Source organism: Pedobacter rhodius (assembly GCF_027213645.1).
Classification (GTDB): Bacteria; Bacteroidota; Bacteroidia; order Sphingobacteriales; family Sphingobacteriaceae; genus Pedobacter; species Pedobacter rhodius.
Genome location: NZ_JAPWGL010000001.1, coordinates 595145 through 620383, shown reverse-complemented (window position 1 = coordinate 620383; position 25239 = coordinate 595145). Strand labels below are relative to the sequence as shown.

Here is a 25239-nt window from a genome sequence, read left to right as displayed (position 1 = left end):
AAATAGGGTTTCCATTCCTATCAGATTTAATTAATTTAAGGCAGTGCTAGAAAGCTGTAAAAAACCACCTTCGTCATACCGGCGTTATATAATTATCAATCAGGTAAAATAGTGTCCAAAATCTCGATTGTTAAACCTTTTGGCTATCTTTTTGTTACATTAACAACAGATAAACCAATATAAAATGGATTTACAACTTCCTAAAAGCGAATACCCGAGAGTAGTTATCGTTGGTGGTGGATTTGGCGGGATTGAATTAGCAAAACGATTAAAAAATAAGCCTTTTCAAGTAGTTATGTTGGATAAACACAACTACCATACTTTTCAACCACTACTCTACCAGGTGGCTACTGGCGGCTTAGAGGCCGATTCCATTGCTTTTCCACTTCGTAAAATTTTCAAGGGACAAAAGAATTTAATTTTTCGCGTTACAAAAGTGCAGGAAGTTAATGCCGCTGAAAATTGTTTGCAAACTGATATTGGTAAAATTAATTATGATTACCTGGTTATCGCTACGGGTTCTACGAGTAATTTCTTTGGCAATAAGGAAATTGAGGCGAACTCGATGCCGATGAAGTCGATTCCTGAGGCTTTGGATTTAAGAAGTTTGATTTTACAGAATTTTGAAAAATCGCTTATCGAGAACGATGCTGATAAAAAAAGTGCTTTATTGAATTTTGTTGTGGTGGGTGGTGGCCCAACCGGTGTGGAAACATCTGGTGCAATTGCGGAGCTTAAAAAGCACGTTATACCAAACGATTATCCGGAAATGGATTTGAATAAGGTTAATATTTATTTAATCGAAAATTCTCCTGAAATTTTAGGTCCGATGTCACCCCAGGCACAACAAAAGTCGAAAGAATTTTTAATCAAAATGGGCGTTCAGGTGATGAATAATACCAGGGTATTGGGATATGATGGCCAGGTACTCACACTACAAGACAAAGCGCCAATTTTAAGTTCAACAGTAATCTGGAGTGCGGGTGTTAAGGGTGAAGTTTTGGCAGGCTTATCTAATGCCGAAATTGTTCGCGGGGGAAGATTAAAAACAGATACGCAAAACTTAGTGGTTGGCTATCAAAATATATACGCCATTGGCGATGTTGCTGCGATAATTGATGAAGAAACACCAAATGGCCATCCTGGTGTTGCACCTGCCGCCATTCAACAAGGCCATCATTTGGCTAAAAACTTAATTAACATTAAAGAAAACAAGCCTTTAGAAAAGTTCAAATATTTTGATAAAGGTTCTATGGCAACAGTTGGCCGGAATAAAGCCGTTGTAGATATTGGCAAAATCCGTTTTCAAGGTGTTTTCGCATGGTTTACCTGGATGTTTGTGCACCTGATGACTTTAGTAGGTTTCAGAAATAAGATTATTGTTTTCATAAACTGGCTCTGGAGTTATTTTAGTTACGACAGAGGAACGAGGTTAATTATCAGAACCTTTGCGAAGGATAGAAGTGTAGATTACAGGGAGGAAGTTAAGGAGGTTGTTTAGCGTTTAGCGTTTAGCGTTTAGCGTTTAGCGTTTAGCGTTTAGCGTTTAGGACAACTTAAGCACTATATAATTGTTTTTATTTACTTCTTTTCTTTGCGAAAAACTTTGCGCACTTTGCGGTTAAAACCGAATAAGATGAGCCAAAATAAATTCAAATTAGTGGAGTGCCCGCGAGATGCGATGCAGGGCTTACATGATTTCATTCCAACGGAACTAAAAACAGCGTATCTGAATTTGTTGTTACAGGTTGGTTTTGACACGCTTGATTTCGGAAGTTTTGTTTCACCCAAGGCGATACCACAAATGGCCGATACGCCAGAAGTTTTGGCTAATTTAGATCTGCGCAACACCTCAACCAAACTTTTAGCTATTGTAGCTAATTTAAGAGGCGTTGAAGAAGCTATTAAATATGAACAGATAAGCTACCTTGGGTTTCCTTTTTCTATTTCTGAAACCTTCCAACAGCGAAATACTAATTCCAGCATTGACCAGTCTTTAACAACTGTTGAAGAAATGCTTTCCCTTTGTGCAAAGCATAACAAAACAGCTGTTGTTTACTTATCAATGGGTTTTGGAAATCCTTATGGCGATGAATGGAATTACGAAATTGTAGAAAAATGGGCCGATACTTTAGTCGGTAAAGGTGTTACAATGCTTTCTTTGGCAGATACGGTTGGGGTTTCTACGCCTGAAAAAATCAAAGACATCCTGCCAAAACTGATTTCCGGGTTTAGCAATACAGAGATTGGCATTCATTTGCACTCCACTCCTAACGAACGCTTTGAAAAAATTGAAGCCGCTTACAATTCAGGAGTAAAAAGAATAGATTCTGCCTTGAAAGGCTTTGGCGGTTGCCCGATGGCTGCTGATGATTTAACCGGAAATATTGCAACGGAGGATGTGATAAGCTTTTTAAATTCTAAAGGAGCAGACTTAAATCTGAATATGGATAAATGGAATGAAGCGATAAATTTATCGGCCAAGATATTTAGTTGAATTAATTCGGTCACTTTTCGGGAGGTCGTCATTTCGAGCGCGAAGCAATCCTACAACTATGGGTGGGATTTTAATTTGTTGAGGACATCACTTTTCTAGCGAACGCTTTAAGATTGCTTCGTACCTCGCAATGACGTAAACTTAATCCAATTCGTCATAAAAATCTTTCCAACTTGGATTTAAGCCAATAATCAAATTAATTTTTTGCTGACGGCTTCCTCCTTTAATTCTTTTTTCTTCAGCAATAGCATCCTCTATTGTCGGAAAAAACATAAAATATACAAGCTTATAGCATTTATATTTAGAAGTAAAACTTTTTGGAAATTCGTTATTCTTATGCTGCCAAATTCTACTTCGTAAATCTGAAGTTACTCCAACATATAAAACGTTGTTAAAAGAATTTGTCATGATGTAAACACAGCCCCCTCTTTCCATTTTTTATATGTTTAAAATGGCGAATGCTCTTAAATTGTCTGCTTGCGGCGGGCACGCGTTCTTTGCAATTAAACTCATAATAGTCGTCATTGCAAGGCACGAAGCAATCCTACAACTATGGGTGGGATTTTAATTTGTTGAAGACATCACTTTTATAGCGAACGCTTTAAGATTGCTTCATGCCTCGCAATGACGGAGGGTTTAATTAAATCTTCTTCACCATTTTAAAATGCTGAATACCCGCTTCTTCAAACTGTTCGCCTTCTGCTACAAAGCCAAATTTTGCATATAAGCTCATCGCATCCAACTGTGAATTCAGGTAAATATAATGTGCATTTTCAGGCAAATCAGAAAGTGCTTCTGCTATTAGAGCCCTGCCCACACCCTGCCCTCTAAATTCTTTTAAAACTGCGAAGCGCTCTAACTTATAGCCAGCATCTGTTTTACGCCAGCGGCAAGCGCCACAGGGCTGTCCGTTTTGGGTAGCTAAAAAATGAATAGATTCGTCTTCATGCTCCCATTCCAATTCCGGCGGACAATTCTGCTCATCTACAAATACAATTTTACGTATAGCAAATACCTTATCTAAATCTTCTGGATGATTAACTTTTTGAACTAGCAGACTCATTATTTATGATGTTTAAAGTGTTTATTCGTTTTTAATTTTTTTTCGTTCAAATCTTTCGCCACATCGATTGAATGCGAGCAATGAATATCGGCCTCTTTTTTTGCAAGTGTGGCAATCGTAACATAAAATTTATGTAACTGATCTAATTCATCTTCGCTCAAATCTTCAATATCAACCATGCGGTTGCTTGCGCCTTGTTGGGCGGCAATAAGTTCGTTTAACTTTAACTGAATCGCCTTTCCATCCTTATTCTGTGCTTTCTGAATCAGGAAAACCATCAGAAAAGTAATAATTGTAGTGCCCGTATTGATAACCAATTGCCAGGTTTCAGAATAGTTAAACAGCGGGCCAGTAACTGCCCAAATGATTACTATTGCTGTGGCAGAAATAAACGCAACCGAGCTGCCGGTAAATTTAGTTGCGGCATTAGCAAACTTCTCAAAAAAATTATTTTTTTTGGTATCGGTTTTAGATTTTGTCATCACATTTCGTTTGCTTAAATATAGCATAAAACAAACAAAAGCGCCATAAGTTTTCTAACCTATGGCGCTTTTGTTGTTCGTTGTAATCTCAGAAAATTTGGAATGTTTTAGGGTTAGAATTATTGCAACGTTAAAACCTTGCAACTTTTCAACATTCCAATCTCTTATAACTTATCGTTTGCATTAATGCAATTTAAATCTTCAAATGCTGTAGTTAAACGCTTAACAAAAGTTTCTTCACCTTTACGCAACCAAACACGTGGGTCATAGTATTTTTTATTTGGTTTATCCTCGCCGTCAGGGTTACCAATCTGGCCTTGAAGATAAGCTTCGTTCTTTTTATAATATTCCAAAATACCTTCCCAAAATGCCCATTGCATATCCGTATCGATATTCATTTTGATGGCGCCGTAAGAAATAGCTTCTCTGATTTCTTCCTGAGAAGAACCTGAACCACCGTGGAAAACGAAATTGATTGGTTTCTCTGCAGTCAAATTAAATTTCTCTTTGACAAAATCCTGTGAGTTTTTTAAAATAACCGGTTGTAATTTTACATTGCCCGGTTTGTACACCCCGTGAACATTACCAAATGCCGCAGCAACCGTAAAACGAGGAGAAACTTTACTCAATTCTTCGTAAGCGTAAGCAACTTCGCTTGGTTGAGTATATAACTTAGAGCTGTCTACATCGCTGTTATCCACACCATCTTCCTCGCCGCCTGTAACCCCAAGTTCGATTTCGATAGTCATGTTCATTTTTGCCATGCGGGCAAAATATTTTGCAGAAATTTCCATGTTTTCTTCAATCGGCTCTTCCGAAAGATCTAACATATGCGATGAAAACAAGGGTTTTCCTGTTTCAGCGAAGAATTTTTCACCGTGGTCTAAAAGGCCATCAATCCAAGGCAACAATTTTTTAGCGGCGTGGTCGGTGTGTAAAACCACGGCAACACCATAATGTTCTGCCAATAAATGTACATGTTTAGCTGCCGATACTGCACCTAAAATACATGCCTGCAATTTCTCATTATCTAAAGATTTACCCGCGTAAAATTGCGCACCTCCATTAGATAATTGAATCATAACAGGCGAATTTACTGCCTTAGCAGTTTCCAATACCGCATTAACCGTATTTGTTCCGGTTACGTTTACTGCTGGTAAAGCAAACTGATGTTTTTTAGCCTGTTCGAACAATTCTTGAACGGCATCTCCGTAAATTACGCCTTTGTAGCCTTTTAAACTCATCTCTTGTTAATTTTTATTAAGTCCGAAGTTATAAAAAAAAATAACATTTAAAGCTTTTGTAACAACAGAATTATTTGCCTCACAATCAAATAAAGGCTATTTAGTGTAAAAAAGACATTATCCTTAGTGTATAAAGAACACAATGTAAAAAATATCCAAATTTCAATTTGCGGTTTTTAGTTTGCAATTATCAAATAATGCCGGGCGTTAAACGAATTTGGTTATGGGTAATTCTTAATCTTTATATTATTTTTCGTTTCTTTGCAATCCAATTCTTTAAAAAATTATATGGCTTGGTTTAAAAGAGAAAATAAAGGTATCATTACTACCACCGACCAGAAGAAAGAGGCACCTGATGGCGTGTGGAATAAGTGTCCGAATTGCAAAAAACCGCTACATCAGACAGAATTACAGGAAAACAAATACGTTTGCCATTACTGTAACTATCATTTGAGGGTAGGTTCTAAAGAATATTTTGAAGTTTTATTTGATAATAGCGAATTCAAAGAACTTTTCGCCAACCTCACATCAGGCGACCCGCTGAACTTTAACGATAATAAACCATATACCGACCGAATTAAAGAAAGTCAGGTTAAAACCGGTTTAAAAGACGCCATTCGTGCTGGTGTTGGTAAAATTGAAGGCCAGGATTTAGTAATTGCCTGTATGGATTTTGCTTTCATTGGCGGTTCTATGGGTTCGGTTGTCGGCGAAAAAATTGCCCGTTCAATCGATTACAGCATTAAACATAAAATTCCTTTCCTGATGATTTCGAAATCAGGTGGGGCACGTATGATGGAGGCCGCATTTTCACTAATGCAAATGGCAAAAACATCTGCAAAGTTAGCACTATTAAGTCAGGCTAAAATCCCTTACATATCCTTATTAACCGACCCTACAACCGGCGGTGTCACAGCATCTTACGCCATGCTTGGCGACATTAACATTGCTGAACCGGGCGCCTTAATCGGCTTTGCCGGTCCGAGGGTTATTAAAGAAACCATTAAAAAAGATTTACCGAAAGGTTTCCAGACTTCTGAATTCGTTTTGGAACACGGATTTCTTGATTTTATTGTTGATAGAAGGGCTATGAAAGCTAAACTTGGTTCTTTTATTAAAATGATGAATAATTAATTTTTCGGCTTAATCGTTTAACTGTTTAACTGTTTAATTGCTATTTGAAAAGCAGGGCTTGAATGACTTCGGTTATTTCAGTCCTGCTTTTTGTTTCAAATCATCGCTACGCTGTGGGCTTTTCACGTCAATCAGGTTTAGATTATGCGGGTTTTGTAATTTTTATGAATGGCAGTTAAAAACCACCCCCAACCCCTACTTGAAAATAAGGAGGGGAATTGGACAGTGTTTCAAACAAACTTTCAGCATACCACAAATTTCTCGAAGAAAGGATACGGCATAGCAGATGATTTTAAGAAAGAGCGTTGAAACAGTTTGCCCAATCTTTAAAAACTCACTGAACAAAAGAATTTGCAGTTTGTGTAATGGCAAAACGGCAAAGACATTAGGCCTCAAATTTTTTTCGATAACGATTTGACGAATTTTTCCAAAAATCAGATTCAAGTCTTGATTTATTCCTCGCTAATCATTGTTTTAATTGCATTCATGAGCTCTCCCGATGAAAAATCGGATCGATTTTGCGCCAATTTTTATCAAGAAAAAATGGAAAGCCTGTCTGGCTAACACAAAGCAACCCCACCAAGTAAGAGATTGCCACAGCGATGAAAAATCGCTTCGCAATGACGAGTAACATTGTATCTGCAACATTTCCATTAACATCACCTCTCCCATCCCGTTATTACTTAAATTAGCCTGTCAATTAAGCAAACTGAAATGAATAAAAAACTACTACTCCCAACCTTACTCCTCTTTACGTCTTCTTTTGCCTTTGCACAAGACAAAAAAGTTATCGATAATATCGTTAAGGAGGTAAATGAAAACTCACAGTTAGAAAAACTTGCTCACGAGCTTTTAGATGTTGTCGGACCGCGATTAGTTGGTTCGCCACAAATGAAACAGGCTAATGACTGGGCTGTTAAAAAATACAGTGACTGGGGTATTTCTGCGAAGAATGAAAAATGGGGCGAATGGCGTGGTTGGGAACGAGGCGTTACGCATATTGATTTGATTAGTCCGCGGTTAAGAACGCTAGAGGGTACACAATTAGCCTGGAGCCCATCAACAAATGGAAAAGCCATTAACGCAGAAGCCATTGTTCTTCCTGCAATGACCGATTCTGTTTCTTTCCAAAAGTGGTTACCAGGCGTAAAAGGCAAACTGGTTTTAATTTCAATGAACCAAATATCTGGCCGCCCTGAAAAAAACTGGGAAGAATTTGCTACAAAAGATTTGTTTGAAAAATATAAAAAAGAGAAAGCTGATGCTGCAAAAGCATGGGCTGCAGGAATCGCAAAAACAGGATTAAATGCAAAGAACCTGGCTTTAGCTATCGAAAATGCAGGTGCAGCGGGTATTATTATCAATAACTGGTCGCAAGGTTTTGGCGTAGATAAAGTTTTTGGTGCCAATACGACTAAAATTCCTACAGTAGATTTATCGGTTGAAGATTACGGTTTGGTTTACCGTTTAGCCACAAGCGGCAACAAACCGATGTTAAAAATCGAATCTGAATCGAAAGAATTAGGTATTGTGCCAACTTTTAACACCATTGCAGAAATTAAAGGTAAGCAGAAACCGAAAGAATATGTAATGCTATCGGCTCACTTTGATTCGTGGGATGCAGCTAGCGGCGCAACAGATAACGGTTCGGGTACTATTTTAATGATGGAAGCCATGCGTATTTTAAAGAAGTTTTATCCTAACCCAAAACGTACCATTTTAGTTGGCCACTGGGGAAGTGAAGAGCAAGGTTTAAATGGTTCAAGGGCTTTTGTAGAAGACCATCCTGAAATTGTAAGCAATTTACAAGCTTTATTTAACCAGGATAATGGAACTGGCCGCGTAGTTAACATTGGCGGACAAGGATTTGCGAAATCAAAAGATTATATCACCCGTTGGTTGTCGGCCGTTCCGGATACAATTAAAAATCAAATTAAAACCAGTTTCCCTGGCATGCCAGGTGCAGGCGGTTCTGATTTTGCATCTTTTGTAGCTGCGGGCGCGCTGGGTTATTCTTTAAGCTCCACCAGCTGGGATTATGGAACTTATACCTGGCACACCAACCGCGACAGCTATGATAAATTAGTTTTTGATGAAATTCGGAGCAATGTAATTTTAGCTGCAATTATGGTCTACATGGCTTGTGAAGATCCGGAGAAAACTTCTAATGAGAAGGCGACAGATTTACCTCCGAATCCTCGCACAGGAAAACCTGCAGAATGGCCTGTTCAAACGAAATCGAATAGAAAAGGCGGATTGTAAATAAAAAATCAAGAATAAATTAGAAAAGGGCATTTGCAAACAGATGCTCTTTTCCGTTTGAATAATACTTATATGCATCGTCATTCCGAGCGGAGTGCAAAGCAGCCGAGAAATCAAACTAGGTAGATCTCTTCATCTCACTGCGTTCCAGTCGAGATGACGACGCTTTTTTATTGAAACTTAACAATTGATGTCTAATTATAAAATCTACTCCTCTTTCTTCTGAAACTTGTAAAACAAATAGCCAAGAAAAGGCAAAATCAAAACACTACCCAGTAGCAAAGCCAATCCTAAACTATAAATCGTTTTCTCTGGCCCCACGGTTTCAAAAAGTGAAATTGCGCTCCCGTTTTTTAATCTGATAAAGTTTGGAAAGTGGGCATAACTAATGGCTACTAAAATCATCGTAACCTGGAAACCTGCCAAAATTCTTAACACTTTAGTTTTGCCTTTAATTAGTAGGTACCACAGCAAAATCAGCGAAAAGCTTGCCAAAATGATTGCTGTTACGCCAACTGTATTTCTGAAAACCCAGTCGATTAGGGGAATATTATCAAATTGTGCTGCGATGAAAACCATCGCACCAAAAATTACCGCCGAGATATTCATGTATTCTGCTTTTTTAATAAAACGACGTTTATCATGGTCGTTATCTGTTTCACCAATAAGGTAAATAGCAGCAAGAAACCCACATAATGCAACCGTAAATAAACCCACAGCAACAGAAAACCAGTTCAACCAGCTGTAAATATAAGCGGATAGAAAATCTTTTGCATCGGTATCGATATGACCGGAAATTACACTGCCTGCGATTATACCCAAAAATAAAGGTGTAACGAAACTGGAATACCTGAAAATCCGGTTGTAAAGCCACTGCATATCATCTTTAACCGCATCGTAATGGCGGAAAACAAAGGCTGTACCGCGGGCAATAATGCCTATGAGCATAATGAGCAAAGGGATATGGAGATAAACCGACATGGTTGTGTAAATGTGCGGAAAACCTACAAAGAGGATAACAATAGCAATAATGAGCCACATGTGGTTCGCTTCCCAAACCGGACCAATCGCCTGATACATGGTTTTACGTGTTCTGCTCCGGTTTTCTGTTGAGGTAAATAACTCAATAATACCGGCACCAAAATCGGCTCCTCCTAAAAGGAAATAAAGCAAAATTCCCAAACATAAAAAGGTGATTACAACGTATTCCATATTATGAAAATGATTACACAGATTAGATAATTACACCGATTTTAACATGTTACTCCAGTTGATTATTGCAATTTGGTTATTGGTCATTGTGGTTTGTTTTATTGTAAAGTACCGGAACCATTTTTATCTGACGGTAAAGCAAAAAGGTTACAATGCAACTCAGTGATAAATAAATCGCCGAGAAAATATAAAATGAATAGGCTATCCCGGGCATGGGCGTTACGGCATCTTTAGTGCGCATAATACCGTAAATAATCCAGGGCTGGCGCCCAACTTCAGTTACAACCCAGCCGGCCTCGAGTGCAATATATCCCAAAGGAACGGCCAATACAAACAATTTAAGTAACCAGCGTTTCTCTAAAAGTGATCTTTTCCTGATTAAATTGATGAAGTATACAAGTGAAATTAAAGCAAGTAATGTACCTATCCCTACCATAATTTGAAATGCATAGTGTGTTACCGCCACAGGTGGATGTTCATTTTCCGGAATTTTATCCAATCCCTTTACTTCAGCTTTGAAATCGCCGTGTGCAAGAAAGCTGAGTGCCCCCGGTATTTTAATTGCGCCTTTAACGGTTTTATCTTTTTCGTTTACTATTCCACCAATTAAAAGCGGTGCAGGCTTTTCTGTTTTGTAAAGCGCTTCCATAGCGGCAAGCTTAGCCGGCTGTCTTTCAGCAACATCCTTAGCTGAAATATCGCCGCTTAAAGGCTGCAATAATGCGCCAATACAAGCAAAAGTTGCGGCTATTTTAAATGCTTTGAAATGAAATTCCTTATTCTGATCCCTTAAAATCATAAGCGCATGAACGCCTGCAACCGCGAAGCCCGTTGCCGTAAATGCTGCTAAACACATATGCAATGCCTGCGAAAACCAGGCCTTGTTAAACATTGCCTGGATTGGGTCGATATTCAAATATTTTCCGTTTACAAAGTCAAAGCCTGCCGGGCTGTTCATCCAGGCATTTGCTGCAACAACTAAAATCCCTGATGCTAAACCACTTACACCAACAACCATCCCGGTAAACCAATGAAACCATTTATTCAGTTTATTCCAACCGTAAAGGAAAAATCCTAAAGCGATTGCTTCAATAAAAAAAGCAGTTCCCTCAAGCGAAAATGGCATCCCGAAAATTGGACCGGCATGTTCCATAAACTTTGGCCATAATAAACCCAGTTCGAAAGATAACATGGTACCGGATACTGCACCCGTTGCGAAGAAAATCGCTACACCTTTGCTCCAGGCTTTCGTTAAATTTTTATAAACCTCATCATTAGTTTTTAACCATTTATAGTGTGAAACGGCCATGAAAAAAGGCATAACCATACCGATGCAGGAAAAGATAATGTGAAAGCCTAATGATAAGGCCATTTGGGAGCGGGCTGCTAAAAAATCATCCATATCTGCTATTGGATTTAGTTTAACACAAATATAGCAGATAAGGGTTAGCTTGTAACAGTTTTGGAACGGCTGTTTAGATTTATTTTAAATATAGAATGTTTATAAATTGAAGAAAAATTTGGAGGAATGCTGCCACAGATTCACAGATTATTTTTGAAATCTGCGAATCTGTAGCTAAATGTTAAACCCCTTTCAATTCATCATAAGCAGCGGTTAAGCTTCTTTGAATCCCATCGCCCTGCCATTCCGGAGCATTTGGAATTGTAGTTGCTTTCAGAATATCTTCTTTCGATTTTCCTGCTTTAATTTCACCGCCAACATAAGCCATCAGGTTTTTCAGATAATCCTGATACGCCTTTACATCTGCTTTTGTTCCGGTTACTTTTTCGGGGTCTAAACTATGTCCCCAAATGAACAACGTGTCTTTATCAAATTGATTTTGGATTTTATCCAACGCCGTAATCCAATTACCGATATGTGCGCCGTTTTCTCTATCGATATATGGAAATCTACGGTTAAATACTAAATCGCCAACGTGAACGATATTTGCATCCTCGAAATGATAAACTGCATCCCCATTGGTATGACCGGAACCATAATAATAAGCACTGATTTTTTCGTTTCCTACCTTTGCTTTCCAACCGGTACCAAATGTCGTATCGGGCAGTAATTGCTTATCTAAATTATTCGCCTGCTCTGCGCCTTTTTTTTGATTTACCAGTGAATTTTGATGCGCTACTACTTTTTCAGCTAAACCTTTAAAAGCGATATTTCCTGCGGTATGATCGCCATGATGGTGGGTATTAATTAAGTATCTGAATGGTTTTTCTCCAAGTTTTTTAAGCTCCTCGATAACATGCGGAGCCGAAGTTGGAAACTGTGCATCAACCACAACAAAACCATTTGATGAATTGAGCCAGCCGATGGTTCCGCCTTGTTCGGTAAAAATGCCGACGTTATTTCTTAAAGGCTTGAAATTATATGCCCGAAGTATTTCCTGCTGCGCAAAAACATCTGTTTTATAAATTGATAGCAAGGCCATTGCCAAGGCCGAATTTTTGATAAAATTTCTTCTTTCCATTTTGAGATTAACTTAAAAAGCCACAACAAATGCTGTGGCTTAAATTTAATAATTTTCGCTCGTAATTTAATATGTTCCTATATACCTGAACCTGGTGTTGTACCTGGCTCATGACCCGGGCCAAAAGAATTATTTTTACGGCCTTTATCTTTGTTAAATAAGTTAGTTCCAACTTTAGACGATTTGTTTTCATCAAGCGTTCTATCTTCTTTAATATCTTCTGCGGTTCTATTTAGCAAGTCATTCTCAACAACTTTACCTTTTTCTTTATTATTTTCCATGGTTTTTCAATTTGATATATTAAATGAACAAGTGAAAAATAATATTGTTTTTATTAGTTCTTTTGGGAATGGGTTTAGGCGTAACAATTCCTTTTCCTTTCCAAAAAAAGATTGCAATAGCTATTCTGAATTAAAGCTTAAAGCATTGAGCCCGACAATTTCCTCAATTCATGTATACAGCCGAAAGAATTAAATTTTCGTTTATGAATTTTGTTAAAGTGATGTGAAGATTCAAACGAAAACGGTGCTAAAATGAATTTATAGATATGCTTTCTTTCTGCGAATAGTTTTCCAGTCTCAACATTTGTTGATTGCGGATTGGTTTGATAATTTTCCATAACGATAAGATTTATAGAAAGCTTTGATTGCTTTCGTGGGTTTAATAATTTTAAAACAAATTTATATTGACTCTCCTTTCAAGAAATCAAAAAGCTCTTGTGAAATTTGCTTAACCTTATACCATGGGTTTTTTTGATAAGGTTTCGTTTAGGACCTATATTTTATTGGCAAATTGGATTGCCTTTATCTTAATTAAATTTAAGGCTTTATTTTGAGATATGCAAGGGCGTATTTTTATTCCTCACCGCCGGAACGACTCTTTCTTTTTTCTTGATAAAAAGAAACAAAACCGAGCACTTCTGCGAGCTTTTAACCGGCCAATATTTATGGTTGGTGGGCCACCAACCAGGGAGACACTTTCAAAAAAATCTCTCCATCCGTGGTTGGTGGCCCACCAACCTCTCCAAGAAATGCCATATTTTATTATATTAGTAAAAATGTATTTATATGAATTCTGATATTTTTAAAAATAGAAGAAAATCATTCCTGGAATACAACGAAACTTATTTTTGGACATGTACTATTAAGAACTGGAAAAAGCTACTCAATCCAGAGCCGTACAAAAAAATTGTGATCGATTCATTAAAAAAACTCGTCGACCATAAATTTATTGAAGTTTATGGTTTTGTGATTATGCCAAATCATATTCATATTATTTTAAAACCTATAAAACCAAATGGAAAGGAAAAGCCAACTTCGAGTTTTCTAAAAGAAACTTCTCACGAATTAAAAAAAGATTTAATTATAAACTATCCCCAAATATTAAAACACTTTTTGGTTCGCGAGTCTGACAGAAGCTATAGAATATGGCAAAGAGATCCACTTGCAATAGACCTGTTTAATATTCATGTTTTAGAACAAAAACTAAACTACATGCATAATAACCCGCTTCAAGAAAGGTGGAATTTAGTGACTCGGCCTGAAGATTATCGGTGGTCTTCCGCTACTTTTTATGAAAATGGCGTTGATGAATTTAAAATTCTAACTAACTACAGAGATAGATTTTAATAACATTTTTATGTATGGCCAGCCAATATTTATGGTTGGTGGGCCACCAACCATGGCGTTGATATGCGAGAGCGTATTTATTTACCTCGCCGCCGGAATGACTCTTTCTTTTTTCTTGATAAAAAGAAACAACACCGAGCACTTCTACGAGCTTTTAACCGGCCAATATTTATGGTTGGTGGGCCACCAACCAGGGAGATGGGCCACCAACCATGGCGTTGATATGCAAGGGCGTATTTATTTACCTCGCCGCCGGAACGACTCTTTCTTTTTTCTTGATAAAAAGAAACAAAACCGAGCACTTCTACGAGCTTTTAACCGGCCAATATTTATGGTTGGTGGGCCACCAACCAGGGAGATACTTTAAAAAAAACTCCACAAAAAAAGTCCCGAATTGCTCCGAGACTGTTCCTATTTGGTTAATGATATTTTAGGCTAAAGCATTCTGCTTAACCACCATTTTAACTTTTTCAATTACATAATCCAATTCCTCTTTTGTAGTGAATTTGCTGAAGGAAAAACGAACAGACGGACGATTTGGATCGGCTTTAATGCCATTTAAAACATGCGAACCGATGTTCGATCCTGACGAACAGGCACTTCCGCCTGAAGCGCAAATCCCGTTAATATCTAAATTAAACAACAACATATCGGCCATATCCATTTCAGGGAAAGATACGTTTAATACCGTATAAAGACTTTTATCTGCATCGGTTTCACCATTGAAAGCAATACCCGGAATTTCTGCAACTAAAGCCTCTTTCAAATAATCTTTTAGTCCTTGAATATGGTTTTGGTGTTGCTCCATCTCCGCGTAAGCAATTTCCAGAGCTTTAGCTAAACCAACAATGCCGTAAACATTTTCCGTTCCGCCCCGCATATTACGCTCTTGTGCGCCACCATAAATCATCGGTGGAATTTTAATGTTGCTGTTTACATACAGGAAACCCACACCTTTCGGGCCATGAAGTTTATGTGCTGCACAAACAATGAAATGCGCTTTTAACTCACGCACGTTATGTACATAATGTCCCATGGTTTGAACGGTATCTGCATGATAAATCGCGTTATATTTTTCGCAGATATCGCCAACTTTAATCATATCGGTTAGTGTGCCCAATTCGTTGTTCGCATGCATTAACGATACAAAAGTACGCTCGTTGTTTTGCAATAACTCTTCTAAATGGGCGTAATCTACATTACCTTTTTCATCGATGTTAACGAAACTTAACTTCTCAATTTCTCCATTTTTAAGCATCATATTTAGCGTATGCTCAACTGCATGGTGCTCAATTTTTGAAGTGATGGCATGTTTAATCCCATAAGCAGATATACCGCAACGAATGGCCGTATTATCCGCTTCGGTACCGCCTGAAGTAAAGAAAATTTCTGACGGTGAAGCACCCAAAAGATTTGCAACCGTTTTACGGGCTTTCTCAACCAAGGTTCTAACCTCACGACCAAGCGCATGAATAGCCGATGGATTACCAAAATAGTTCTCCATCACGTTTGTCATTTCAGCGATTACAGCCGCATCTAAAGGCGTTGTAGCTGCATTATCTAAATAAACTCTTTTCATGTGCTAATTCAATTTAAGGATTTCTTTTATATCAGAAATAATTTTGTTGGCCAAACTTTCGGCAACAGTTTCATTTTCGGCCTCACTGTAAATTCGAATAATCGGTTCGGTATTAGAACGGCGCAAATGCACCCATGTTTTATCGAACTCGATTTTTAAACCATCGATTGTGCTGTAAGGCTGGCTTTTATATTTTTCTTCTACCTGTTTCAATAAATTATCGATATCCATTTCTGGCGTAAGGGTAATTTTATTTTTCGAGATATGGTATTGAGGATAGCTGCTGCGTAAAACAGAAATAGACTTACCAAATTTAGCCAGGTGCGTTAAAAACAAAGCAATTCCAACCAAAGCATCTCTACCGTAATGCGATTCCGGATAAATAATTCCACCGTTACCCTCACCGCCGATTACTGCATTGGTTTCTTTCATTTTGTTAACCACATTTACCTCGCCAACTGCCGATGCATTGTATTCTGAGCCAGATTTTTCTGTAACATCGCGTAGTGCACGTGTTGAAGAAAGATTAGAAACGGTATTGCCTGGTGTGTTTTTCAACACATAATCCGCAACCGCTACTAAAGTATATTCTTCGCCAAACATGCTTCCATCTTCATTCACGAAACACAAACGGTCGACATCGGGGTCAACCACTATGCCTAAATCGGCATTTTGTTTTTGCACTTCTTTTGATATTTCTGTTAAATTTTCAGGTAAGGGTTCGGGATTGTGTGGAAAGTGCCCGTTCGGCTCGCAATACAATTCGGTAACCCTGCTAACACCTAAAGCCTTTAACAAAGCGGGAATGAAAATACCACCTGTAGAATTTACACAATCGATAACCACTTTAAAATCTGCTTTTTTAATCGCTTCAACGTCGACCAAAGGCAAGGCTAAAACCTTATCAATATGTTTTTGCAGGTAAGTATCATTTTTTACAACCTTACCTAATTTATCTACATCAGCAAATTCGAAACTCGCATTTTCAGCTAAATCTAAAACTTCTTTACCATCTGAATCGCTGATAAATTCGCCATTAGCATTTAATAATTTCAAGGCATTCCACTGTTTTGGGTTGTGGCTGGCCGTTAAAATAATGCCGCCTCCAGCCTGTTCATCAGGTACAGCAACTTCTACAGTTGGCGTGGTCGATAAGCCTAAATCGATAACTTCAATACCCAAACCCTGCAAGGTTCCGATAACGAGATTATTAACCATTTCGCCCGAAATACGCGCATCGCGGCCTAAAACAATTCTGCTGTTTCCCGTTTTCTGTACAACCCAACTGCCAAAAGCAGCTGTAAATTTTACTATGTCAATCGGTGTAAGGCCATTTCCAGCTTGTCCGCCTATGGTTCCCCTTATCCCTGAAATCGATTTTATTAAAGTCACTTTGTGTATTTTATTTGAGGTTCAAAAATAAGAAAAAAAACAAGATAGCAGCTATTTTAAGCTGCCTTTGAGCGTTAATTTACATTGTTTTTATATCTATTTATACGATGTATTTAATAGAAATTGGGGCTGGGCTTTAGTCAAACGTGTGACTGATTTTCTCTCTTTTGGGTTCTCCACTAAGTCGGGGTCACAGAAATTAGAGTGTCGGGAAAACCAAAAACGATTACCTTCTTTTGCGAAACAGGAAGCATCATCCTATTAAGCTTTATCTTTGCATTTAACCCATAGCTTTAAGATTGCTTCGTTCCTTGCAAGTACGATGCCTTAATACAAACCTTTGTTTTTTAAACCCGACAGCAGCGGCAGCCCCCGATTTTTCTATCGGGGCTATAGCGAATGGCGGGACTAAAGTTTCCGATGAAATGCTTAACGTTCATTTCCAAGATAAATAAACAGACGCTTTGATCATTACATAAAGCTATAAAATTGCTTAGCTGTGAAATTAATATACATTGTTTAAACCAATTTTATCTAAGTTTGCAGATTCCAAAACAAAAGGCTTTTAATATGCAGCGCAAGTGGTTTCAATATTGGTTTAATTCGCCATATTATCATATTCTTTACCAACAAAGAAACGATGCCGAAGCCGAATTTTTTATCGATAATTTAACAAAATACCTTAGTCCGGATACCGATTCAAAAATGCTTGATATTGCTTGCGGTAAGGGCAGACATTCCATTTACCTGAACAAGAAGGGTTTCGATGTTACGGGAATCGATTTATCGGAACAAAGTATAAAGTACGCCAAACAGTTCGAAAACAATAAACTGCATTTTCTGGTACACGATATGCGTAGATTGTTCTACATAAATTATTTCGATATCGCTTTGAATTTATTTACCAGTTTCGGGTATTTTGATACAGAAAAAGATCATGTAAATGCCTTAAAAACTTTCAGAAAGTGTTTAAAAGCTAACGGAACTTTAGTTGTTGATTACTTTAATACGGAAAAAATCATCAGAAATTTAAATCATTGCGAATCTAAATCACTTGATGGAATTATATTCAACATCACTAAAAATGTGGTTGAGGGAAAAATTATCAAAAAGATAAATTTCGAAGACCATGGTAAAATATATAATTTCGAAGAACGCGTTCAGGCTTTCAGTTTTGAGGATTTTGAGCGGATGCTGACCAAGGCCGGCATGGTAATTCAAAAAACATTTGGGAGTTATTCGCTTGATGACTTTGACGAATCGAATTCTGACCGGTTAATTTTAATTTGTAAAAAAGCATGATGGAAAGCATACAGCAATTTGATGTTGAGCTGTTTCTGAAAATCCACCGTGGGCTTTCGAATGGCTTTTTCGATTGGCTGATGCCTTTATTGCGCAATCGTTTTTTTTGGTCGCCACTATATCTCTTTATCATTGTTTTTTGCATTAAGCAATATAAAAAACAAGGTTATTACCTAATCGGGGTGGTACTTTTTACTTTCGCCACGGGTGATTTAATTGCATCAAGATTGATAAAACCTTTAATTGAAAGGGTTCGGCCTTGTAACGATTTAAGTTTGTCAAGTTACATTATTCACCGTGTTCCGTGCGGAAGCGGGCTAAGTTTTCCATCTGCACATGCTACAAATCACTTTGCCATTGCAGTGTTTTTGATTTGCGTTTTTTACAGCCGCTGGAAAACAATTTTGCCGATAGGAATTTTCTGGGCAGCAATTATTAGTTTTGCGCAGGTATATGTTGGCGTACACTACCCTGTTGATGTAATTACCGGGGCAATAATCGGAACAATAATCGGTTTTATCTGTTCAAGAATTTTTAAAAAACTACAACCTGAATTTTAATGGAAGCCTGGAAATTTGCCGTACTTTTTTTCTGCGCTTTTTTAGGCGGCTCAGCCATATTTTTGGTTAAGAGCGATAAATCGAAACTACTAAAACTGATATTGTCTTTTAGTGGTGCGTACCTTTTCGCCATAACGGTTTTACACCTAATTCCAGATGCCTACAGCGGCCCCGACAAGGGAGAAATCGGAATTTTTATTCTTATTGGTTTCTTATTGCAAATATTTTTAGAGCAGTTTTCCGAAGGCGTAGAACACGGACACATCCACAAACATCATGATGGCCATGTTTTTCCATTCGGAATTATGATTAGCCTTTGTTTACATGCTTTTTTAGAGGGCATGCCGCTTGCAAAAGACCAACATAACGAACTTATTTTCGGGATTTCACTTCACCATATTCCTGCGGCATTTGCCTTGGCGAGCATTTTATTGCAAAACCATTTCAAAAAGGGAAGCATTATTATGTACCTGCTTATTTTCGCTGCTATGGCTCCGCTTGGTTTTTATGTAAGTATTGGCTTGAGCAATGGAAGCATTGGCGGCATTGATGCCTATTTTAATAAAATAATGGGTATCGTGATTGGTATTTTCCTGCACATTTCGACCACCATTTTATTCGAATCAAGCGCCGACCATAAAATTAATACCCGCAAAATGATTGCCGTATTATTGGGAATTTGTGTTGCGCTAATTGGTTTTTTCGCAGGGCATTAGTTCAGTCTTCAGTTGGCAGTTGACAATTTTTAATTAACCAACTGAAAGAATTAATCGATTAACCATTTTAAACGTTTAATCGTTTATTTTTTTTCAACGGCAATGAAAATTTAGGTAAATTGGTATATGGAAGAAATTGTAAATGAGCCAAGTGTAGCCTGTAAGAAAAGACATTTCACAGTTGAAGAATATTTAGAGATGGAAAAGGCATCGCAGGAAAAGCATGAATATTTTCAAGGTGAGATATTTTCAATGTCTGGTGCCAGCACAATTCATAACAGGATATTCAGTAATTTATTTGTTGCTATTGGAAATAAACTTAAAGGAAAACCTTGTGAACCTTTTGGCAGCGACATGCGCATGCACATTCCCGAAAATACTTTATGTACCTACCCTGATATTTCCATTTATTGTAATGATGCAAAACAAAGTGATGTTGACGACGAAAGTTTTGTTGAACCCACAGTTATTATCGAAATTTTATCTCCATCAACCAAAAACTACGACAGGGGTCACAAATTTGATCTTTATAAAGACATTTCCACGCTAAAAGAATATATCCTAATTGATTCTGAATCTATATCGGTTGAGGCTTTTTACATTAACGAAAAACAAAGTTGGGAACTCATCGAATACAAAGAAACAGGCGATTCATTAAATTTTGTTTCAATGGGTTTTGAGATGGCATTAAGTGATATTTACAACCGCATTCATTTTAAGCAAACTGAAAACTAAAAACTGTGAACTGATTATTTCTTTTCTTTCTTCTTCCCATAACCCCACGGACAGTGTTTACATTTATTTTTACAGCAATAACCACGCTTTAAATGATAGACTTCAGTAAAAACCATCAATCCTTCTTCGTTAAAATAAAAGTCTTCTCCTTCTTTCATATGTAAAATGAGTAAGTTTTGATCAGGTAAATTAGAGAATTTAAAATTGTTGTATTGCTTAACTGTTAAATTGTAGCTGGTGCTTTTATTTTGAAAATCCTTAAATCCTGCCGTTACTGAATTTTAAAATTGTTAAATTGCGATATTGTTGAGTTGATGTATATTAACTTTTATCTTGCAAATCCATTCATCTTGTAAATCCTGCTCCTTAGTTAAGGATTTTCACTTCCAACCTACCCTCAAAATATTCTTTTAATTGCTTGCCGTCTCCATGTAAAGTCCATACCTGCTCCGGTTTTACTTTTTCGATGGTTTCTAAAATAGCAGCCCAATCGGCATGGTCGGAAATGTAAAGTGAAATTCCGTTTTGCTGTTGCAGGTTTTTCCAGCCCGAAGCAAAAGCCCGAACCACATTTATGGCTTTATGGTAGCTATGGAAAACCATCGGAGGTACCAGATAAACCTGATGTTCATGGTTATTCTTCATTACTTTTCTATCGTACATTTTGTAATTGCCGATTTTTATTCCATAATCTTCGTAGATTTTTACGAAAGGCATAATGCTGTGATGAACCATCACATTTTTGGTTGGACAATACTCATTAAGTAACTGAATAATCCGCTGACTCTTACCCAAAGCATAGGATCCGAGCATGATATTCGAATTGGTTTCATTTAGCTTTTTAATTTCATCGATTGGTGACGGATGTTTAGTTTCTGGATTTGCAAATGTACTTTCAGTAATCAAAACATCGGCTTGAACAAATTCAAAAGGTTCGCAACTGCTATCCGGTTCAATCTTGTAATCGCCGGTATAAAGGTATCTAACGCCCTGATACTCCATTAATACCTGCGCAGAACCTAAAATATGCCCGGCAGCATAGAATGTGATGGCAACCTCACTTATTTTAAACGTTTCGTGGTATTTTTTGGCATGAAAATCGACCGCTGCAAACTTGCGGTAGCGATGTTTCATAAAACTTTCAGTTGCAGCGGTGCAATAAACATTCTGACTCCCGCCGACAGCATGATCGCCATGCGCATGAGAAACTACCGCTTCTTTCACGGGCTGTTGCGGGTCTAAATAGAAATCGCCGTAAACACAATATAGGCCTGTTGGTGTGATGGTGATAAAGTCGTCTAAGATCATGATTCGTAAGATTTAAGGATAAACCAGGATTTTAGCTGATTAAACATTTATTTATAAAAATTAAGCTGTAAAGATTTGTATGATATAAGGTTAAGGCAGGATTTTAACTGGTTAGATAAACTTAAATAGGCTAATAATTGAAGATCATTTAGAAATCGGTGCATCAGCAGCAGCTGCTAAAAAAAGCCGATGCAAAGTTAAAACCTGTTCAATTATGGAATGTGCTTCATCGTTTATAATAAAATGATTTGCCATTTTAGTTTTCTGTTCATCACTTAATTGTTTATTCATTCTTGCTTTTACTTGTTCGACGGTTACGTTATCACGTTGCATCACCCGGTTTATCTTAATATTTAAAGGCGCAGTCACTAAAATGGATGTATCGCACATTTTATAAGAATCACTTTCAAAGAGCAAGGCGGCTTCTTTTAAAGTGTATGGAACTTTAGCGTTAACCTGTTCTTCCCAGCTAGCATAAGCCCTGAAAACAGCAGGATGAACCAGAGCATTAAGTTTGGCTAATTCCGTTTCATTATTAAAAACCAGGGCTGCCAGGTGCTTATTATTCAGTTTTCCGTCTTCAAAATAGCTTGCCTTTCCAAAGGTTGATTTGATGCCCTCAATCAACAATGTATCTTTAATCATGATACTTTTTGCTTCTGTATCCGCGTAAAAAACAGGAATGCCCAAAACTTCGAAAACTTTGCAAACAGTGGTTTTTCCACTGCCAATTCCACCGGTTATGCCAACTTTATACATTATTTCTCGACAACAAAATCTACTTTAGACGGATTTATGCGCACCAGTTTACAATAATCCGGAAACTCAGTAAGCTTTACGGTGAATTTATTATGATGCAGAACAGACCATTCATCAACATCAACTGTTGCTGTTATAAAATTTTCATCAACCTGCTGAAAATAACTTAAAGCCACCAAAAAAGTAACCTTCACCTTTTTTGGATATAACTTAATGCTGCTGTAATTTCTGTTATTTATTATTTTTAGCGGAATTTCCAGTGTTTTTTCCGTAAACTCATCCACCGGTACTTTAACCTCAACTGTTGATGGAAGTATGTTAACATTTTTATGCGTGCTGTGCTGCATATTAACCCTGACTGTGGTGCCACTTTGAACTTTATTCAGTTTCAAAGTATCAGTAGGCCAGGCTGCTATTTTATCGAGTTCTTCTATCGGCCCGGTAACCGTAACGAATTTTGGATTCAGCCTTATTTCACTGGCCACACCATATTGCTTAACAAAATCTATTTTTTGAATCAACCTGACCGGAACCTTTTTAACTGTTCGTTTAGTAAAATCGAAATAAAGTGTATCTGGTTTTACAGAAATAACTTTTTGCGAACTTTCGAGTTGCCTGTTTACATTAGCTAACTGATCAGAAAATACAACAAATTCTTTCGTGTTCAACTGATTTAAACTTACTGAGATAAATTGCGGATTAATTCTTAACCTGGCAAAAAGCAATTGCCATCCTGTTCCTTCTACCTGTAAATCAACTGTATCTGATTGTAAAGGATGAAAAGCCCGTCGTTGCGGAAAATTTTTATAAATTAAAACGGTTTTAGCCGTATACACATATTTATTATTTAATGCCATAAAGAACCATGAAGCTATCGCCAGCAATAAGCAAGCTAATAGACTGAATACACGTCTTCTTTCAATTTTTGTTAACTTAATAAAGGGCATAAATAAATTAAAATGTCATTTAATCAAATGTAGTAAAACAAAAACAGTCCCGAAAACATTCGGGACTGCTCTTTAATCCTTTATTAAAGCAAATTATGCTTTCGGCGGTGTAGTAGAGGCCTTTGTCGCATCTAATGAAATTGCAGATTTATCAAATCTGATTTTACCGCCACCTTCAGTTTCTATTAAAAAAGTGGTGTCGTTAGCGCCAACAATTTTACCGTGAATACCTGCCGTTGTCACAATTTTATCCCCAACGCCAAGTTCGGCAACTAATTTTTTATGGTCTTTTGCTTTTTTAACCTGCGGGCGAATCATGAAGAAGTAAAAAACGACCATGATTAATACCATTGGTACGATTGTTCCTAACATACCACCACCTGCTGCTTGTAAAATTACTGTTGATATCATTTCTTATTTATTTGTTTTTTGTGAATAGTTAATGTTTATTCGTTAATGGCCATGGTTCATTAACCATCAGCCATTGTACATAAACCAAATTATTTTTTTTCAAGTACTTCACCTACCAAATGAACAGTAGTTGCATTCGGATTCGCATTTGAAATTACGGTAACCACTTTATCCTGCATACCCATTTTACCAGTACTATTAAAAACAACTTTAATTACGCCTTCTTTACCGGGTAAAATCGGCTCTTTTGGTGGTTCAGGAACGGTACAGCCGCAAGTAGCGCTGGCACTTGAAATAATTAAAGGGCTTTTCCCGGTATTTTTAAATTTGAATTCGTGCTGTACTTTTTCGCCCTGTTTAATTTTTTTGAAATCGAAAATATCGCGTTCAAAAGTAATTACAGGTGCATCAGCAGGAATAACTTTCGATGTATTGGCTCCAACTGAAACATTAGATGTTTCTGTAGCGCTATTGTTTGCATTACGGCATGCTGCAAAAGCTACCGCAGCGATAGCAAATAAGAGTACCTTTTTCATTTTATTCTTCAATTAATCCGCGACCAATTTTTTTAATCGTATTGGTTTTCTTTAAGTCGCCTAAAATTTTGTCTAAAATACCGTTTATAAACGAATTACTTTTCGGTGTACTGTAATCTTTTGATAACTCCAGGTACTCGTTAATGGTAACTTTTACCGGAATGGAAGGAAAATTCAATAACTCACAAATCGCCATTTTCATTAAAATCGTATCCATTAAAGCAATACGTTCCGATTCCCAGTTTTTTGTCCTTTCAGCGATCATGTCCTGATATTTAGCATCATTTTGCAAAGTATGTACAAATAAATCCTGAACAAATTTGCTGTCTTCAATCCAATCGGCACTAATCTCAGTCAGTTTATTTTTGAATGGATCATCAGAAGTGAAGTTTTTGAGGGTTTTAGCAACCATACCTTTCATAACTTCATGATCAACTTGCCAGTTGATAAATTTCTCTTCAAAAACCTGAATAATGCCCTGGTTTTTCAAAATGATTTTTCTGAAAATGTATTTGATAATATCTTTTGATGATTCTAAACTTTCATTCGGATCGGCAAGATATTCAGCATACTCTTTTGATGCTTTTAAAGCGTTATAAACTGTTTTACGGATTTCGGGATCAAAACCCCAGTCTACCTTATATTTTTTAATTGCTGAAACATATTCCGGATTTTGCTGCATTAAAACACTGAATTTATTATGCAGTAACTTCATGTTCGGGTTAATGTCTTCTGCAGTTTTTAAGTGTTTGTTTGCCCGTTCCGCAGCATCGTTGGCTGTAAACTCCGTAACTTCTACCATTAGAGAAAGCATCCAGATGTACATTTCGTACACACTATCAATGCTTTGCATTAAAGTTTTAAGATCACCTTTAATGTCTTTTTTATCTGCCATGTGCCATGCAAAAATGTTTTGCAAAGCTTTAATTCTTAAGTGCCTTCTGTTTAACATGAATGTAAGAACGAGTTTGGTTTATGAACCGATTAAT

27 protein-coding genes are annotated in these 25239 nt (G+C 37.3%); 10 read left to right on the top strand and 17 right to left on the bottom strand.

The window, feature by feature from the left end; genetic code table 11:
• Positions 1-184: 184 nt before the first annotated feature.
• On the top strand, positions 185-1501 hold the full coding sequence (locus O0931_RS02825) for an NAD(P)/FAD-dependent oxidoreductase (RefSeq protein WP_269414033.1): 1317 nt from the start codon (positions 185-187) through the stop codon (positions 1499-1501).
• Between the two features lie 135 nt (positions 1502-1636).
• Positions 1637-2497, top strand: coding sequence for a hydroxymethylglutaryl-CoA lyase (locus tag O0931_RS02820; RefSeq protein WP_269414032.1), 861 nt, complete (start codon positions 1637-1639; stop codon positions 2495-2497).
• A gap of 141 nt (positions 2498-2638) precedes the next feature.
• Here the strand turns inward: O0931_RS02820 and O0931_RS02815 are convergent, their stop codons facing one another.
• From O0931_RS02815 to fbaA, 4 genes are all read right to left on the bottom strand, one after another.
• Positions 2639-2932 (bottom strand): GIY-YIG nuclease family protein, encoded by a 294-nt coding sequence (locus O0931_RS02815; protein WP_269414031.1) that lies wholly within the window; start codon positions 2930-2932, stop codon positions 2639-2641.
• 205 nt (positions 2933-3137) lie between these two features.
• A complete protein-coding gene (locus O0931_RS02810; protein ID WP_269414030.1) occupies positions 3138-3560 on the bottom strand; it encodes a GNAT family N-acetyltransferase in 423 nt (140 codons plus the stop codon).
• A complete protein-coding gene (locus O0931_RS02805) occupies positions 3560-4042 on the bottom strand; it encodes a low affinity iron permease family protein (RefSeq protein ID WP_269414029.1) in 483 nt (160 codons plus the stop codon). Before O0931_RS02805 ends, O0931_RS02810 begins: the two co-directional genes overlap by 1 nt.
• Positions 4043-4206: 164 nt before the next feature.
• Positions 4207-5286 carry a class II fructose-bisphosphate aldolase gene (fbaA, locus tag O0931_RS02800; RefSeq protein WP_269414028.1) on the bottom strand — a complete coding sequence of 360 codons (1080 nt, stop codon included), beginning with the start codon at positions 5284-5286 and terminating at the stop codon, positions 4207-4209.
• A 288-nt stretch (positions 5287-5574) separates the two neighbouring features.
• Between fbaA and accD the strand changes: the two genes are divergently transcribed.
• Together accD and O0931_RS02790 are read left to right on the top strand one after the other, a co-directional pair.
• Positions 5575-6420, top strand: a complete 846-nt coding sequence (accD, locus tag O0931_RS02795; RefSeq protein ID WP_269414027.1) for an acetyl-CoA carboxylase, carboxyltransferase subunit beta — start codon at positions 5575-5577, stop codon at positions 6418-6420.
• A gap of 714 nt (positions 6421-7134) precedes the next feature.
• The gene (locus tag O0931_RS02790) at positions 7135-8682 is read left to right on the top strand and encodes a M20/M25/M40 family metallo-hydrolase (protein WP_269414026.1); all 1548 of its coding nucleotides are present in this window, start codon (positions 7135-7137) and stop codon (positions 8680-8682) included.
• Between the two features lie 207 nt (positions 8683-8889).
• Here O0931_RS02790 and O0931_RS02785 read toward each other — a convergent pair whose 3' ends face one another.
• The 4 genes from O0931_RS02785 to O0931_RS02770 all read right to left on the bottom strand — a co-directional run bounded on the left by O0931_RS02785 (position 8890) and on the right by O0931_RS02770 (position 12658).
• Entirely contained in the window at positions 8890-9894 is a 1005-nt protein-coding gene (locus tag O0931_RS02785; protein WP_269414025.1) for a cytochrome d ubiquinol oxidase subunit II, read from the bottom strand.
• 76 nt (positions 9895-9970) lie between these two features.
• A complete protein-coding gene (locus O0931_RS02780; protein ID WP_269414024.1) occupies positions 9971-11296 on the bottom strand; it encodes a cytochrome ubiquinol oxidase subunit I in 1326 nt (441 codons plus the stop codon).
• A gap of 181 nt (positions 11297-11477) precedes the next feature.
• Entirely contained in the window at positions 11478-12377 is a 900-nt protein-coding gene (locus tag O0931_RS02775; protein ID WP_269414023.1) for an MBL fold metallo-hydrolase, read from the bottom strand.
• A gap of 77 nt (positions 12378-12454) precedes the next feature.
• A complete protein-coding gene (locus O0931_RS02770; protein WP_269414022.1) occupies positions 12455-12658 on the bottom strand; it encodes a hypothetical protein in 204 nt (67 codons plus the stop codon).
• A 786-nt stretch (positions 12659-13444) separates the two neighbouring features.
• Here O0931_RS02770 and O0931_RS02765 point away from each other — a divergent pair.
• Positions 13445-14005, top strand: coding sequence for a transposase (locus O0931_RS02765; protein WP_269414021.1), 561 nt, complete (start codon positions 13445-13447; stop codon positions 14003-14005).
• Positions 14006-14015: 10 nt separating this feature from the next.
• Positions 14016-14372: a hypothetical protein gene (locus O0931_RS02760; RefSeq protein ID WP_269414020.1), complete on the top strand. Its 357-nt coding sequence runs from the start codon at positions 14016-14018 to the stop codon at positions 14370-14372.
• A 63-nt stretch (positions 14373-14435) separates the two neighbouring features.
• Here O0931_RS02760 and O0931_RS02755 read toward each other — a convergent pair whose 3' ends face one another.
• Together O0931_RS02755 and glmM are read right to left on the bottom strand one after the other, a co-directional pair.
• On the bottom strand, positions 14436-15584 hold the full coding sequence (locus O0931_RS02755; protein ID WP_269414019.1) for a cysteine desulfurase family protein: 1149 nt from the start codon (positions 15582-15584) through the stop codon (positions 14436-14438).
• A gap of 3 nt (positions 15585-15587) precedes the next feature.
• Positions 15588-16976 carry a phosphoglucosamine mutase gene (gene glmM, locus O0931_RS02750; RefSeq protein ID WP_269414018.1) on the bottom strand — a complete coding sequence of 463 codons (1389 nt, stop codon included), beginning with the start codon at positions 16974-16976 and terminating at the stop codon, positions 15588-15590.
• 570 nt (positions 16977-17546) lie between these two features.
• Here glmM and O0931_RS02745 point away from each other — a divergent pair.
• The 4 genes from O0931_RS02745 to O0931_RS02730 all read left to right on the top strand — a co-directional run bounded on the left by O0931_RS02745 (position 17547) and on the right by O0931_RS02730 (position 20289).
• Complete coding sequence (locus O0931_RS02745; RefSeq protein WP_269414017.1) at positions 17547-18278, top strand: class I SAM-dependent methyltransferase; 732 nt, start codon at positions 17547-17549, stop codon at positions 18276-18278.
• Entirely contained in the window at positions 18275-18838 is a 564-nt protein-coding gene (locus O0931_RS02740) for a phosphatase PAP2 family protein (protein ID WP_269414016.1), read from the top strand. The genes O0931_RS02745 and O0931_RS02740 overlap by 4 nt, the downstream gene beginning before the upstream one ends.
• Entirely contained in the window at positions 18838-19554 is a 717-nt protein-coding gene (locus O0931_RS02735; RefSeq protein ID WP_269414015.1) for a ZIP family metal transporter, read from the top strand. The genes O0931_RS02740 and O0931_RS02735 overlap by 1 nt, the downstream gene beginning before the upstream one ends.
• Positions 19555-19680: 126 nt before the next feature.
• Positions 19681-20289: a Uma2 family endonuclease gene (locus O0931_RS02730; RefSeq protein ID WP_269414014.1), complete on the top strand. Its 609-nt coding sequence runs from the start codon at positions 19681-19683 to the stop codon at positions 20287-20289.
• Positions 20290-20303: 14 nt separating this feature from the next.
• Here O0931_RS02730 and O0931_RS02725 read toward each other — a convergent pair whose 3' ends face one another.
• The 7 genes from O0931_RS02725 to nusB form a co-directional block, all read right to left on the bottom strand.
• On the bottom strand, positions 20304-20447 hold the full coding sequence (locus O0931_RS02725) for a C1orf53 family protein (protein WP_269414013.1): 144 nt from the start codon (positions 20445-20447) through the stop codon (positions 20304-20306).
• A 208-nt stretch (positions 20448-20655) separates the two neighbouring features.
• The gene (locus O0931_RS02720; protein ID WP_269414012.1) at positions 20656-21597 is read right to left on the bottom strand and encodes an exonuclease; all 942 of its coding nucleotides are present in this window, start codon (positions 21595-21597) and stop codon (positions 20656-20658) included.
• Positions 21598-21741: 144 nt separating this feature from the next.
• The gene (gene coaE, locus O0931_RS02715; RefSeq protein ID WP_269414011.1) at positions 21742-22356 is read right to left on the bottom strand and encodes a dephospho-CoA kinase; all 615 of its coding nucleotides are present in this window, start codon (positions 22354-22356) and stop codon (positions 21742-21744) included.
• Entirely contained in the window at positions 22356-23213 is an 858-nt protein-coding gene (locus O0931_RS02710) for a YbbR-like domain-containing protein (protein WP_269414010.1), read from the bottom strand. Before O0931_RS02710 ends, coaE begins: the two co-directional genes overlap by 1 nt.
• A 183-nt stretch (positions 23214-23396) precedes the next feature.
• Positions 23397-23714 (bottom strand): preprotein translocase subunit YajC, encoded by a 318-nt coding sequence (gene yajC / locus O0931_RS02705; protein WP_269414009.1) that lies wholly within the window; start codon positions 23712-23714, stop codon positions 23397-23399.
• An 89-nt stretch (positions 23715-23803) separates the two neighbouring features.
• Positions 23804-24250 (bottom strand): DUF1573 domain-containing protein, encoded by a 447-nt coding sequence (locus O0931_RS02700; protein WP_269414008.1) that lies wholly within the window; start codon positions 24248-24250, stop codon positions 23804-23806.
• A 1-nt stretch (position 24251) separates the two neighbouring features.
• Positions 24252-25202 carry a transcription antitermination factor NusB gene (gene nusB, locus O0931_RS02695; protein WP_269414007.1) on the bottom strand — a complete coding sequence of 317 codons (951 nt, stop codon included), beginning with the start codon at positions 25200-25202 and terminating at the stop codon, positions 24252-24254.
• Positions 25203-25239: the final 37 nt, after the last annotated feature.

Coding starts and splice junctions, on each gene's coding strand:
- O0931_RS02825 (WP_269414033.1), top strand. CDS start 185: ATGGATTTACAACTTCCTAAAAGCGAATACCCGAGAGTAGTTATCGTT.
- O0931_RS02820 (WP_269414032.1), top strand. CDS start 1,637: ATGAGCCAAAATAAATTCAAATTAGTGGAGTGCCCGCGAGATGCGATG.
- O0931_RS02815 (WP_269414031.1), bottom strand. CDS start 2,932: ATGGAAAGAGGGGGCTGTGTTTACATCATGACAAATTCTTTTAACAAC.
- O0931_RS02810 (WP_269414030.1), bottom strand. CDS start 3,560: ATGAGTCTGCTAGTTCAAAAAGTTAATCATCCAGAAGATTTAGATAAG.
- O0931_RS02805 (WP_269414029.1), bottom strand. CDS start 4,042: ATGACAAAATCTAAAACCGATACCAAAAAAAATAATTTTTTTGAGAAG.
- fbaA (WP_269414028.1), bottom strand. CDS start 5,286: ATGAGTTTAAAAGGCTACAAAGGCGTAATTTACGGAGATGCCGTTCAA.
- accD (WP_269414027.1), top strand. CDS start 5,575: ATGGCTTGGTTTAAAAGAGAAAATAAAGGTATCATTACTACCACCGAC.
- O0931_RS02790 (WP_269414026.1), top strand. CDS start 7,135: ATGAATAAAAAACTACTACTCCCAACCTTACTCCTCTTTACGTCTTCT.
- O0931_RS02785 (WP_269414025.1), bottom strand. CDS start 9,894: ATGGAATACGTTGTAATCACCTTTTTATGTTTGGGAATTTTGCTTTAT.
- O0931_RS02780 (WP_269414024.1), bottom strand. CDS start 11,296: ATGGATGATTTTTTAGCAGCCCGCTCCCAAATGGCCTTATCATTAGGC.
- O0931_RS02775 (WP_269414023.1), bottom strand. CDS start 12,377: ATGGAAAGAAGAAATTTTATCAAAAATTCGGCCTTGGCAATGGCCTTG.
- O0931_RS02770 (WP_269414022.1), bottom strand. CDS start 12,658: ATGGAAAATAATAAAGAAAAAGGTAAAGTTGTTGAGAATGACTTGCTA.
- O0931_RS02765 (WP_269414021.1), top strand. CDS start 13,445: ATGAATTCTGATATTTTTAAAAATAGAAGAAAATCATTCCTGGAATAC.
- O0931_RS02760 (WP_269414020.1), top strand. CDS start 14,016: ATGTATGGCCAGCCAATATTTATGGTTGGTGGGCCACCAACCATGGCG.
- O0931_RS02755 (WP_269414019.1), bottom strand. CDS start 15,584: ATGAAAAGAGTTTATTTAGATAATGCAGCTACAACGCCTTTAGATGCG.
- O0931_RS02745 (WP_269414017.1), top strand. CDS start 17,547: ATGCAGCGCAAGTGGTTTCAATATTGGTTTAATTCGCCATATTATCAT.
- O0931_RS02740 (WP_269414016.1), top strand. CDS start 18,275: ATGATGGAAAGCATACAGCAATTTGATGTTGAGCTGTTTCTGAAAATC.
- O0931_RS02735 (WP_269414015.1), top strand. CDS start 18,838: ATGGAAGCCTGGAAATTTGCCGTACTTTTTTTCTGCGCTTTTTTAGGC.
- O0931_RS02730 (WP_269414014.1), top strand. CDS start 19,681: ATGGAAGAAATTGTAAATGAGCCAAGTGTAGCCTGTAAGAAAAGACAT.
- O0931_RS02725 (WP_269414013.1), bottom strand. CDS start 20,447: ATGAAAGAAGGAGAAGACTTTTATTTTAACGAAGAAGGATTGATGGTT.
- O0931_RS02720 (WP_269414012.1), bottom strand. CDS start 21,597: ATGATCTTAGACGACTTTATCACCATCACACCAACAGGCCTATATTGT.
- coaE (WP_269414011.1), bottom strand. CDS start 22,356: ATGTATAAAGTTGGCATAACCGGTGGAATTGGCAGTGGAAAAACCACT.
- O0931_RS02710 (WP_269414010.1), bottom strand. CDS start 23,213: ATGGCATTAAATAATAAATATGTGTATACGGCTAAAACCGTTTTAATT.
- yajC (WP_269414009.1), bottom strand. CDS start 23,714: ATGATATCAACAGTAATTTTACAAGCAGCAGGTGGTGGTATGTTAGGA.
- O0931_RS02700 (WP_269414008.1), bottom strand. CDS start 24,250: ATGAAAAAGGTACTCTTATTTGCTATCGCTGCGGTAGCTTTTGCAGCA.
- nusB (WP_269414007.1), bottom strand. CDS start 25,202: ATGTTAAACAGAAGGCACTTAAGAATTAAAGCTTTGCAAAACATTTTT.